The sequence below is a fragment of the Streptomyces flaveus genome (genome assembly GCF_014647675.1).
GTDB classification, from domain to species: domain Bacteria; phylum Actinomycetota; class Actinomycetes; order Streptomycetales; family Streptomycetaceae; genus Streptomyces; species Streptomyces flaveus.
The window spans coordinates 18607-29713 of the sequence record NZ_BMPQ01000058.1 but is presented as its reverse complement, the minus strand read 5'-3'; the positions used below and the strand labels follow the sequence as shown (position 1 = coordinate 29713).

General features: G+C 69.7%; 12 protein-coding genes. 6 read left to right on the top strand and 6 right to left on the bottom strand.

Going from position 1 to position 11107, the window contains the following annotated elements:
• Nucleotides 1–100 precede the first annotated feature (100 nt).
• Nucleotides 101–946, top strand: coding sequence for a spermidine synthase (locus tag IEZ21_RS45690; RefSeq protein WP_189327712.1), 846 nt, complete (start codon nucleotides 101–103; stop codon nucleotides 944–946).
• Between the two features lie 20 nt (nucleotides 947–966).
• On the opposite strand, the gene IEZ21_RS45685 is transcribed toward IEZ21_RS45690, so the two are convergent.
• From IEZ21_RS45685 to IEZ21_RS45675, 3 genes are all read right to left on the bottom strand, one after another.
• Nucleotides 967–2271: an MFS transporter gene (locus tag IEZ21_RS45685; protein WP_189327711.1), complete on the bottom strand. Its 1305-nt coding sequence runs from the start codon at nucleotides 2269–2271 to the stop codon at nucleotides 967–969.
• Nucleotides 2272–2361: 90 nt separating this feature from the next.
• Nucleotides 2362–3396 (bottom strand): DUF8017 domain-containing protein, encoded by a 1035-nt coding sequence (locus IEZ21_RS45680; protein WP_189327710.1) that lies wholly within the window; start codon nucleotides 3394–3396, stop codon nucleotides 2362–2364.
• 64 nt (nucleotides 3397–3460) lie between these two features.
• Nucleotides 3461–4420 carry a DUF8017 domain-containing protein gene (locus IEZ21_RS45675; protein ID WP_189327709.1) on the bottom strand — a complete coding sequence of 320 codons (960 nt, stop codon included), beginning with the start codon at nucleotides 4418–4420 and terminating at the stop codon, nucleotides 3461–3463.
• A gap of 87 nt (nucleotides 4421–4507) precedes the next feature.
• Here IEZ21_RS45675 and IEZ21_RS45670 point away from each other — a divergent pair, with 87 nt between their 5' ends.
• The 3 genes from IEZ21_RS45670 to IEZ21_RS45660 all read left to right on the top strand — a co-directional run bounded on the left by IEZ21_RS45670 (nucleotide 4508) and on the right by IEZ21_RS45660 (nucleotide 6682).
• Nucleotides 4508–4945, top strand: coding sequence for a DUF4442 domain-containing protein (locus tag IEZ21_RS45670; RefSeq protein WP_189327715.1), 438 nt, complete (start codon nucleotides 4508–4510; stop codon nucleotides 4943–4945).
• 162 nt (nucleotides 4946–5107) lie between these two features.
• The gene (locus IEZ21_RS45665) at nucleotides 5108–5329 is read left to right on the top strand and encodes a hypothetical protein (protein ID WP_189327708.1); all 222 of its coding nucleotides are present in this window, start codon (nucleotides 5108–5110) and stop codon (nucleotides 5327–5329) included.
• A gap of 537 nt (nucleotides 5330–5866) precedes the next feature.
• A complete protein-coding gene (locus IEZ21_RS45660) occupies nucleotides 5867–6682 on the top strand; it encodes an SAM-dependent methyltransferase (protein WP_033327372.1) in 816 nt (271 codons plus the stop codon).
• A gap of 49 nt (nucleotides 6683–6731) precedes the next feature.
• On the opposite strand, the gene IEZ21_RS45655 is transcribed toward IEZ21_RS45660, so the two are convergent.
• Entirely contained in the window at nucleotides 6732–7655 is a 924-nt protein-coding gene (locus tag IEZ21_RS45655; protein WP_373302384.1) for a Sco1979 family transcriptional regulator, read from the bottom strand.
• 189 nt (nucleotides 7656–7844) lie between these two features.
• On the opposite strand from IEZ21_RS45655, the gene IEZ21_RS45650 reads away from it, so the two are divergent.
• Nucleotides 7845–8660 (top strand): DUF427 domain-containing protein, encoded by an 816-nt coding sequence (locus IEZ21_RS45650; RefSeq protein ID WP_189327707.1) that lies wholly within the window; start codon nucleotides 7845–7847, stop codon nucleotides 8658–8660.
• An 85-nt stretch (nucleotides 8661–8745) separates the two neighbouring features.
• On the opposite strand, the gene IEZ21_RS45645 is transcribed toward IEZ21_RS45650, so the two are convergent.
• The gene (locus IEZ21_RS45645; protein WP_189327706.1) at nucleotides 8746–9276 is read right to left on the bottom strand and encodes a gamma carbonic anhydrase family protein; all 531 of its coding nucleotides are present in this window, start codon (nucleotides 9274–9276) and stop codon (nucleotides 8746–8748) included.
• A 120-nt stretch (nucleotides 9277–9396) separates the two neighbouring features.
• On the opposite strand from IEZ21_RS45645, the gene IEZ21_RS45640 reads away from it, so the two are divergent.
• Nucleotides 9397–10188 carry an acyltransferase gene (locus tag IEZ21_RS45640; protein WP_189327705.1) on the top strand — a complete coding sequence of 264 codons (792 nt, stop codon included), beginning with the start codon at nucleotides 9397–9399 and terminating at the stop codon, nucleotides 10186–10188.
• Here IEZ21_RS45640 and IEZ21_RS45635 read toward each other — a convergent pair.
• A complete protein-coding gene (locus IEZ21_RS45635; protein WP_189327704.1) occupies nucleotides 10185–11036 on the bottom strand; it encodes a DMT family transporter in 852 nt (283 codons plus the stop codon). The genes IEZ21_RS45640 and IEZ21_RS45635 overlap by 4 nt on opposite strands.
• Nucleotides 11037–11107: the final 71 nt, after the last annotated feature.

The window sequence follows — 11107 nt, the reverse complement described above, 5'->3', positions numbered from 1 at the left end:
GCACCCACCACCCACCCAGGGGCGCGGGGAACTGCGCGACCAGCCACACTCAACCCGCACCCAAAAACGAACCCACCCGCCCAACCGCCGGAGGCACCCCGTGGACGAACGGATACCCGTGACCCGCCCCGTGGCCCACGGAACCGCCAAACTGCTCCCGGACATCGACCGCAAGCGCGCCTGGCTGCTGACGGTGAACGACGCCCCGCAGTCGTATGTCGACCTCGACGCACCAACGCACCTGGAGTTCGAGTACGCGCGACGGCTCGGCCACGTCCTGGACACCCTCGCGGAGCCGGGGAGTCCGCTCGACGTATTGCACCTCGGCGGCGGCGCGCTCACCCTGCCCCGGTATCTCACCGCGACCCGGCCGGGCTCCCGCCAGGACGTCGTCGAGGCCGACCGAGGGCTGATCGACCTGATCAACGAGCACGTTCCCGTCCCCGACGACGCCGGCATCAGACTGCACGCCGCAGACGCCCGCACCTGGCTGGAAACCGCCGCCCCCGACTCCGCCGACGTCGTGATCGCCGACGTCTTCGGCGGCTCACGTGTCCCGGCGCACCTGACATCGGTGGCGTACGCCCGAGCCGCCGAGCGCGTCCTGCGCGGCGACGGGGTCTATCTGGCGAACCTCGCCGACACCGCGCCGTTCGCCTTCCTGCGCTCCCAACTCGCCACGTTCTCCACGGTGTTCGAGGAACTGGCGCTGATCGCCGAGCCGGGCGTGCTGCGCGGTCGCCGGTTCGGCAACGCGATCCTCGTCGCCGCCCATCACCCCGTCGACACGGCCACCCTCGCCCGCCGTACCGCCGCCGACGCGTTCCCGGCCCGCCTCGAACACGGGGCCGCGCTGCGCGACTTCATGGGAGACGCCGAGCCCGTACGGGACGAGAACGCGGTGCCGTCACCCGAACCACCGGACGGCGCGTTCAGCATCGGCTGACGCAGCCTTCACAGCGCCCCTCACGATCCGTCGGCCGGGCGCTTCCAGCCGGCCGGCTCACTCGCCGTCGGCACTCCCACCACCACTTCCTTCGTACGCCGCGTCATGTTCCGTACGTCGGACACACACAGCACCCCCGCCGTCACCACGACCACCAGCACGGTGCACCCCCACAGGGCCGCCGTACGCCCGAAGGCCTCCTCCGCCGGACCCGCGAGGGCCGTGGCCAGCGGGACCATCGAGACGGAGCCGAACCAGTCGTAGGCCGAGACGCGGGAGAGCCGGTCCTCGGGTATTTCCTGGTGCAGCGCGGTCATCCAGGAAACCCCGAAGACCTCGAGGGCCACACCGCTCACGAACATCACCGCACAGAGCCCGGCAACCGACAGGGGCACCGCGAGCGCGGCCGACGGCATGGCCAGCGGGAAGACACAGAGGGTGCCCGCGAGCAGCATGCGGCGCGGTTTCCAGCGCATCATCAGGATCGCGCCGCCGACGTTCCCGGCGCCGAACGCGCCGAGTGCCAGTCCCCATGGAGCGGCCCCGCCGAGGCTGTCGCGGGCGACCAGCGGTCCGTACACCGACTCGGCGGCGGCGACCACGGCGACCACGACGGAGAACTGCGCCACGATCGACCACAGCCAGGGCCGGCCGACGACCTCGTGCCAGCCGTCCCGGAGATCGGCGAGCAGCCCCTCGCCCGGCTCGCGCGGCGGTATGTGGCTCACGTCGAGGAAGGCCCGCAGGGACCCGGCGACCGCGAACGCCACCGCGTCCACGGCGAGCACCCAGCCGGGGCCGATCGCCGCCACCATGGCCCCGCCGACCGCGGCGCCGCCAAGCCCGGACCCCTGCGTCGCCAGCCGGAACAACGCGAAGGCGCGGCCGACCTGTTCGCCGCTGACGGAGGACATCAGCATGCCCTCGGCCGCGGGACCGAAGAACGCCTGGCCGGTGCCGCCGAGCGCGGTCAGGAGCATCATCTGCCAGAGCTGCGGCTCCCCGGCGAGTACGAGGACCGCGAAGGCCCCCTGCGAAAGGCAGTTGAGGGTGTTGGCCGCGACCATCACCCGATGCCGCGGCAGCCGGTCCGCGACCGCGCCGCCGATCAGCAGGAACAGCACCAGCGGGAGAGTGCGGGCCGCCGCCACCAGGCCCACGTCGCCGCCGTCGCCGCCCGCGTCGAGTACCGCGAACGCCGCCGCGATCAACGCACCCTGGCTGCCGAGACTCGTCACGACCGAGGCGGCGGTCAGCAGTGTGTAGTTGCGGCCCGCCCATTCAGGGCGGCGCGGGCTTCTCGGGGCGGCGGCGGGACTGGTCACTGGTGAACTATCGCGTCACTGCCCCGACTTGCCAATCGCCAATCGCGCCGAAACCCCCAGAACCCTCAGAACCCCAGAAAGTCCGTCAAGCTACGAATCCGTGGGGGCGGTATCGGTGAGGCGTACCGTCTTGAGGATCTTCTGAACGGTCGCCTCCGGAATCTCCTCGTCGACGCCCTTGGCCCCGTAAAGATTCCAGGTGACGAAATCGCCCGCACCGTTCTTGAACGCGAAGGTGATGGCTTTGCCGTCGGAGGCGCACTTTCCGTTCTGCGGCGTGTTCTTCGAATACGCCGTGGCGACGCTTCCCTCCAGGCCCGAAGTCGTCTTGAACGGCTTCGGCTTGGTGAACGTGATGCTCTTCTTGTCGGGCTGCGTAAAGCCGCCGAAGATCCACCACGGGACCCGGGTCTCGGCCGCCTGAGCCGTGCTCGTGGCGCCGTTCTCACCACGTGTACCGGCGGTGGCGAGAGCGGTGTCCTCCTCGCGGCCGTCCTTGTCGGAGTCGTCCGAGCACCACTTGGACTTGAGATAGGCGGGAGCCGTGACGGTGGTCCGGTCCATCTTGCCCTTCTCTTCCCATTCGAAGCCGACGCTGGTGCCCGCGCTCTCGATTTCCCAGTCGGCGGGCACATCGAACTCGGTGCCGAACCGCGGGTTCACCACGACCTTCCAGCCGGGCACGGTCGGCTTCTCGCTCTCGGTGCCGCGCGGGTTCTCCCCACCACCGGATGCGGGCGCGCTCGGCTTCTTCGACGCGGGAGCCGTGGCGGCCGGGCTCTTCTTCTCGGAGTCGTTCGCCGTGTCGTCCTTGTCGCCGCCCAGGACCAGAAATCCGGTGACACCGGCCGCGACGACGACGGCGGAGGCCGCGACGATCGCGACGACCTTCGTCTTGTTGTTGCCGCCGCCGCCCTGCGGCGGCTGGGGAGCGCCCAGCGGATCCACGGGTGTGGGCGTACCCCAGCCCGGCTGACCGGGCGGCTGCGCATAGGGGTTGGGCTGCTGCTGATATCCGGGCTGCTGATACGGATTCGGCTGCTGGTACCCCGGCTGCTGATAGGGATTCTGATTCGGATCCTGCGGGTTCTGCTCGCCCCCGGGCGGCTGCTGTCCTGGCCACATGGGCGCCCACCCTAGCGGCGTGGGGACACGTTTTTGTCACTGACACTCGTCAGCGCTGTACCGGTCAGGACCCCGACGGGTCCGTGTGCAGCCGCACGGTGCTGAGGATTTTCTTCACCGTTGCGTCCGGTACCTCACCGGACACGCCTTTTGCGCCGTGGAACGACCAGGAGACGAAGTCGCCGTCGGCGTTCTTGAAGCCGAACACGGTCGACTTGCCGTCGCTGTCACATTTACCCGACTTCTTCACACCCGTGGACCACGCGGTGCCCACACTGCCCGTGATGCCGGACTTCGTCGTGTACGACTCCACGGCATTGGAGTCGATGTTCGCCTTCTCCGGTTGCGTATACGCCCCGTAGACCCAGGCATTCGAGTCGGCGCGAGCGATCTCCTCGGTGCTCCTGGCGCCGTTGTTGCCCCGAGTGCCCGCGCCCGCCAGCGGCGTGTAGTCCACGCTGCCGTCCTTGTCCTCGTCCGTCCCGCACCACTTCGACTCGAGGAATGCCGGAGCCGCGAAGGCGGCCAAGGGCTTCTCCTCGGGATCGTCGTCCTCGGTGACGTACGAGACCCAGTCGGGGGACTCGAGCGCCCAGTCGGCCGGCACGTCGAAGGCGATGCCCGTCTTGGGGTTCACCACGGCCTTCCAGCCCGCGATCGTCGGCTGTTCGCCGTCCGAGCCGCGCGGATTTCCCGAACTGGTGGGCTGCGCACTGGACTTGGCGGGATCCGGCTCGGCCTTGTCTTCCTTGTCGCCGCCGAGCAGGACGAATCCGGTCACGCCCGAGGCGACCACGACGGCCGCCGCCGCGACGATCGCGACGATCTTCGTCTTGTTGCTGCCACCGCCGCCCTGTGGAGGCTGAGGAGCGCCCGACGGGACGGTGGGGGCCGTCCATTGGCCCTGCTGGTACGGGTTCGGCTGCTGATAGCCAGGCTGTTGGTACGGGCTCGGCTGCTGATAGCCGGGCTGCTGGTACGGATTGGGCTGCCCGCCGGTCGGCGGCTGCTCTCCTGGCCACATGGGCGGTCACGATACTGCGATCACATCGTCGGCTTATGGCCAGGGATGCTACTCGCGGGTAACGTGTCGGCTATGAGCGCAGACCAGATGTCGATCGGCGAGATGCTCGCCGCCACGGTGCCGATGGTCCGGACCCTGAACCTCGAGTACCTCGAGACCACACCGGAGAAGGCCGTCCTCGTCCTGCCCGACCAGAGCGAGTTCCACAACCACGTCGGCGGGCCGCACGCCGGAGCGATGTTCACGCTGGGCGAGTCGGCGAGCGGGGCAGTCGTCCTCGCCGCCTTCGGAGACCAGCTCACACGCGCCGTACCGCTCGCTGTCAGCGCGGAGATCGCGTACAAGAAGCTTGCGCGCGGGCCCGTCACGGCCACCGCGACGCTCGGCCGTCCCATCGCCGACGTCGTCGCCGAGCTCGACGACGGCAAGCGCCCCGAGTTCCCGGTGGCCGTCGCCATCCAGCGGGAGGACGGTGCCGTCACTGGTGAGATGACGGTTGTCTGGACACTTCGCCCGAACAACTGAGCCCGTTCGAGGCCTGGTTGCCGAGTCCTGGCAGCTTCCCGGGTACGAAACTGCCGACGGCGGGCGGTGATTCGTACCGGGGGAGCCCGCACGATGGGAAGCACGGAGGGTGCGCGCTTCCGGGTCCCTGGAACGCGAGGCCGGCTGTGAACGGAGGATGCGATGGTGCTCGTGGTGATCGTCGGGGTCGCTCTGCTCGGGCTCGTCGCCTGGGCGACGGTCGTGCTGATCCGTCGGGACAGGCGGCGCCTCGAAACGACCGCGGACGCCCACCGAATCGAGTCGGCCGCCACGCAGGGCATCCGCGACGCCCGCCGCCGGGCCCGCGCACTCGACCGGATCGGCGGCGCCGGCGGGATCAGCCGCCTGGACGTGCGTGAGTAGAAAGTCCCACCCTTCCCGGACCAAAGGGACCCACGCTCGCCGTGGCCGCCCCTCACTCCTTACGAGGAACTGACGCCGCAACCAGCGCTGTTGCCTCTCCCGTCACACGGGCCACTATGGTTCTTCACGTCACCGGCCCATCGGTGGCGGCGAGGCCCGGGACCGGGCGTGAGCCAACAGGGACGGCTCGCGAACGAAGGTCACCAGGGCCACTGGCTTGCCTCTTTCGCCCCCACGGCGACGAGGCCGGCATCGCCGCGGTGTTAAGAAAGCGGCCACTGCGGCGCTGGGCAGGCGCCCCGGGTCCTCTCCGGGGCGCCCGCACGGTCGCGTACGGCGGGACGTCGGACCCGTACGCCCCCCCTGCCCCGTGATGCGCGGGAATCCAGCCAATGATCTGCGAAACATGGGCAGTTGGCGGCCCGTGCTTACCCGTGCCGAGCCGTGAGGAATAACGTGGGCGGCAACGGCTGGTATTCGCCTATGCGCCTATTCAACGGGGTGCGTTCCCCGCACCGACTACTCACAGGAGCGTCCATGACTGATGAGCCGAACATCTCCGACCCGGAGGCGCTCTCCAAGATCGACACCACTGTGCCGCAGTCGGCCCGCATCTGGAACTACTGGCTGGGCGGGAAGGACAACTACGAGGTCGACCGCGTAGCCGGTGACGCGTTCCGTGAGATCTTCCCCGGGATCGAGACCGGAGCCCGTGCCGCCCGGTACTTCCTGGCCCGCGCCGTCCGGCATCTGGCCGCCGAGGAGGGCATCCGGCAGTTCCTGGACATCGGCACCGGTCTGCCCAACGTGGACAACACCCACGAGATCGCCCAACGGGTCGCCCCCGAATGCAAGATCGTCTACGTCGACAACGACCCCTTGGTGCTCGCACACGCCCGCGCGCTGCTCACCAGCACCCCCGAGGGCGTCACCAACTATGTGGACGCCGACCTGCGTGAGCCCGCCACCATCGTGCGGGAGGCCGGGAAGACGCTGGACTTCGATCAGCCGATCGCTCTCATGCTGATGGGCATCCTGGGGCACATCGAGGACTACGACGAGGCCCGCTCGATCGTGCGGCAACTGGTGGACGCCCTGCCCCCGGGCAGTTACCTGGTGCAGTACGACAGCACCAACACCAGCGAGGAGTACGTCACGGCCATCCAGCAGTACAACGAGGGCGGTTCGATCCCGTATATCCTGCGCAGCCCCGAGCAGATCGCGCGCTACTTCGACGGTCTGGAACTGATCGAACCCGGTGTCGCGTCGTGCTCGCGCTGGCGTCCCGACACCAGCGCCTGGGGCCTCCCGGCGGAGGTGCACCAGTACGGCGGCGTCGCCCTCAAACGCTGAAGCCCGTCGGCCGCGCGGCCTGCCGGTCCGCGTCCGAAGGTTCCGAAGGTCAGGTCTCCTGGAGGATCCGATGCAGGATCGTGGGCGTCGCCTCGGGTGACTGGGCCTGCACCACCAAGCGGTTCATGACGCCCCAGTAGTACTCGATCTCGGCCGGCTTGTCGGGGTAAAGGGCGCTGGCGAGCTGCTCGAGGCAGACGACGTCGGGCAACTGGCCGCCGGGCAGCCGCAGGATGGTGACCGGACCGCCGGACGCGGCATGCCCGCCGGCCCGGAACGGCATGATCTGGACGGTGACCTGCGGGAGTTGAGAGACCTCGATGAGGTGCTGGAGCTGGGCGCGCATCGTGCTCCCGCCGCCCACCGCACGACGCAGCGCCGCCTCGTCGATCACGGCCCAGAGCTGGGACGCCTGCTCCCGGTGCAGGATCCGCCGGCGGGTCATCAGCAGGGTGACCCGCCGGTCCAGCTCGTCCGCGGAGGCGTCCGGATGGGCGAGGCGGAGGGCGGCGCGGGCGTAGTCGGGGGTCTGCAGCAAGGCGGGAACACGCTGGACCTCGAAGCTGCGGATGAGCGTGGCCGCCTGCTCGACTCCCAGGTAGGCCTGCATCCAGCTGGGCACCACGTCGCTGTAGGCCTGCCACCAGCCGGGAGTGTTGGCCTCTTCGGCCAGAGCCAGCAAGGTGGCGCGTTCGGCCTGGTCCGTGACTCCGTACAGCGTGAGCAGATCGGCCACGTCACGCAGCTTGCACCCGTGACGGCCGCACTCCAGCCGGCTGATCTTGGACTGTGAGGCGCGGATGACGTGGCCCGCGGTCTCACGGGAGATCTGCTGCTCCTCCCGCAGTTGGCGCAGCCGCGTACCCAGCACGAGGCGCGGCACCATGGGCCCGGCCGGCCCAGCCGTCCCAGCAGACGGGCCGTTCAGGAATTCGCTGTCGGACGGTGAATGTGCGGCCTCTGTGGTGCCCATGGGCATGCTCCCTGCGGTGGAACGCAACTCTGCACGCGTGAAAACGCTGAGGTTAGCCATGGTAAGGGCTGACCGGTACCTGATCTTCGACTTGACGCAACCCAACGGATCAACGACCCAAGGGGAACCGTTCGGCTCGATATGACCGGTTTTCTTGTCCTCGGCGGGGGCATCGGCGAGCATGGGTCAATGAGTGTGTTGTTCACCATGCGATCCGTACGGACCACCCCGGAGGGCTTCCTGTGGGAGCCCAGCGAACGCTGGGTCCGTGGCCGCAAGGGCGATGTCACCGTCGTCGACAGCCGCCACCCCGTACTCGTCTGGGAGCCGGACCGGCCCGTACCGCTGTACGCGTTCCCCCGCGACGAGGTCCGCGAGGGCCTGCTCCGGCCGGCGAAGAACCCCCGGACGGGCAAGCACTCCGGATCGCAGATCTTCTACGACCTCGAAGTCGACGGCGAACTGCTGGAGAACGCGGCCTGGACCTACCCCGCCGACGACCTGGCCGGCCACATCGCCTTCGAGTGGTCCGAGCGCGGCGGCCGGGGGCTGGACCACTGGTACGAGGAGGAGGAAGAGATCTTCATCCACCCCAAGGACCCGCACCACCGGGTGGACGCTCTCGCGAGCAGCCGTCACGTCCAGGTCGAGATCGACGGCAGGGTCGTCGCCGACACCCGCCGTCCGGTCCTGCTCTTCGAGACCGGCCTGCCGGTGCGGTACTACATCCCGCGCGAGGACGTCCGCCTCGATCTCTTCGGCTCCACCGACCACAGCACGGGCTGCCCCTACAAGGGCACCGCCGAGTACTGGTCGCTGCGGGGCGATCTCGACGTCCCCGGGAACATCGTCTGGAGCTATCCGGACCCGTTGCCCACGGTGGCCGCCATCAAGGGACTCCTCGCCTTCTACAACGAGGCGGTCGACATCACCGTGGACGGCGAACGCATCGAGCGGCCCGTCACCCCGTTCACCGAGACGCTCTCGCCGCGACCGTCGAGCTGACTTCTCCCCGCTTTCGGCTTCGCTCGAGCCGGGGCCCGTCGTGGGCGCGACCAGCCACAACGGACCCGCAGACCGCTGACAGTCGTTACTTCTCGTGCGCTTCGCGGTGCGTCTTCGCCAGCTCCGTGTAAACCGCCGCGTTCAGCGCAATCCCTTCGCGCTCCTCCGCTGTCAGCTCCCGCCGCACCTTCGCCGGTACGCCCGCGACGAGCGACCCCGGCGGCACCCGCATCCCCTGCGGCACCAAGGCCTGCGCGGCGACCAAGGACCCCGCCCCGATCACCGCACCGTTCAGCACGGTGGCACCCATCCCGATCAAACAGTCATCCTCGACCGTGGCACCGTGCACCACGGCGTTGTGCCCGATCGAGACGCGTTCTCCGACGGTGATGGGGAAGCCGGGGTCGACATGGAGCGTGCAGTTGTCCTGCACGTTGCTGCCCGCGCCGATGACGATCGGTTCGGACTCGGCACGCAGCACCGCGCCGTACCAGACGCTCGCGCCCGCGTGCAGCGTCACATCGCCGAGCACCACGGACGTGGGGGCGGCGAACGCCTCCTGATCCACCTTCGGATCCTTGCCGCCCACGCTCGCGATCAGCGCCTTGTGCGTCATCGTCAACTCCTCGTCTCGTCGCTACCGGCACCGTAAGCCATCGGTCCGGATGGCCGGGTGGGGCGAAGATCACAGGTGTACGGCCTCTTGGGTGCGACGCCCGCTGAGTACGGTGAGCGGGTGCCCAGAAGCAGGAACACGTTCTCGTCATGGCGGCGCCGCCTCGTCCAGCGCGCCGTGCATGCGGGCTGGGCCTGGGTGCAGCGCACGGGATCCGTGAGCGCCGAGAGCCCGGGACGGTTCCGTTTCGGCGCGATGGGAACAGGTACCAGACTCGCCTTCCCGCTCGGCACGGTCTTCGGTGAGCCGTGGATCCATCTCGGCGCCCACTGCATCGTCGCCGAACAGGTCACGCTGACCGCCGGGTTGATGCCCGATCTCGACCTCGGGCCCGATCCCATTCTGCGCATCGGCGACGGTGTCGTGCTGGGCCGCGGCAGCCACGTCATCGCCGACACGACGGTCACGATCGGCAGCGACTGCTACTTCGGGCCCTACGTGTACGTGACCTCTACAAACCACTCGTACGACGATCCCCACGAGCCGATCGGCAAGCAGTGGCCGCGGATGGAGGCGGTGGAGATCGGCTCCGGCTGCTGGATCGGGACGGGTGCGGTGATCCTGCCCGGCGCGCGGATCGGGCGGAACGTCGTGGTGGCGGCCGGTGCGGTGGTCCGCGGGGTGGTGCCCGACCACGCGGTGGTGGCCGGGGCCCCGGCGCGCGTCGTACGCCGCTGGTCGCCGGGCGACGGCTGGCAGCCGCCGCTGCGTACGCCGGCGCCGGTGCCGATCCCCGAAGGCGTCACCCCGGACCAGCTGCTGGCCCTGACCGAACTCGACGCCGAGGCCGCCGCCCGCCTCGCCGCGCTGGGCGCGGAGGGCGCCGTCGACGACGTACGCGCCGACTCCTAACCGGTCGCGAGCAGTACGGTGCCGACGAGGGCCAGGCCCGCGCCCGCCGCCTGGACGCCGCGCAGCCGTTCGCTGAGGATGCCGCGGGCGGCCAGGGCCGTGACCACCGGGTAGAGCGAGGCGAGTACGGCCGCCACGGTGACCGGGCCGGACTGGGCGGCCAGCGAGTATGTGCCGTTGGCCGCGACATCGGCGAGGCCGACGAAAGCGAGGGCCGGGAGCGCGGCCGGCGAGACCTTCGGGGGAGCCACGGTGCCGCGGCGGACGGCTGCGTACAGGGCTGTGCCGCCCGCGACGACGTTCGTCACGCGCTGGACGAACAGGGCGAGGAAGAGGCCGGTCAGGGTGGTCGAGGCCTCGGCGATCAGGGCCATCACCCCGCCGAAGCCGAACGCCGCGAGCAGGGTGAGCAAGACGGCCTGCCGCTGCACCGGGGCGCCCTTGAACTGCGGACCGCCCGCGAGCACGACGCCCACGACGGCGACCACGATCCCCGCGAACTGCAACAGCCCCGGCCGCTCGCCGAGGACGAGACCCACCCCCACCGGGACGGCGACGCCGAGCGAGCCGAGCGGCGAGACGACGCCCATCGGGCCCAGGGCGAGCGCCTTGTAGAAGGCGAGCATCGCGACGGGCCCGACGAGCCCGGCCGCCACCGCGAACCACAGCTGCGGACCCATCTCGCTCCAGGCGCCCGTCACCACGACGATCGCCCCGAGCACGACGGTGGCGATCGACTGCGAGACGACCACCACGGTCAGCGCCGGCATACGTCGTGTCAGCAGCCCGCCGCCGAAGTCGGCCAGCCCCCACAGAAGGCTGGTGGCCAGAGCGAAGAGTGCTGTCACGGGATGCCTCGCAGTACAGTGCAGTGAACGAACAGGTGCACCACACCGTAGTGCAAAGCATTGAACTCTGT

Coding starts and splice junctions, on each gene's coding strand:
- IEZ21_RS45680 (WP_189327710.1), bottom strand. CDS start 3,396: ATGTGGCCAGGACAGCAGCCGCCCGGGGGCGAGCAGAACCCGCAGGAT.
- IEZ21_RS45675 (WP_189327709.1), bottom strand. CDS start 4,420: ATGTGGCCAGGAGAGCAGCCGCCGACCGGCGGGCAGCCCAATCCGTAC.
- IEZ21_RS45670 (WP_189327715.1), top strand. CDS start 4,508: ATGTCGATCGGCGAGATGCTCGCCGCCACGGTGCCGATGGTCCGGACC.
- IEZ21_RS45665 (WP_189327708.1), top strand. CDS start 5,108: ATGGTGCTCGTGGTGATCGTCGGGGTCGCTCTGCTCGGGCTCGTCGCC.
- IEZ21_RS45660 (WP_033327372.1), top strand. CDS start 5,867: ATGACTGATGAGCCGAACATCTCCGACCCGGAGGCGCTCTCCAAGATC.
- IEZ21_RS45655 (WP_373302384.1), bottom strand. CDS start 7,655: ATGGGCACCACAGAGGCCGCACATTCACCGTCCGACAGCGAATTCCTG.
- IEZ21_RS45650 (WP_189327707.1), top strand. CDS start 7,845: ATGAGTGTGTTGTTCACCATGCGATCCGTACGGACCACCCCGGAGGGC.
- IEZ21_RS45645 (WP_189327706.1), bottom strand. CDS start 9,276: ATGACGCACAAGGCGCTGATCGCGAGCGTGGGCGGCAAGGATCCGAAG.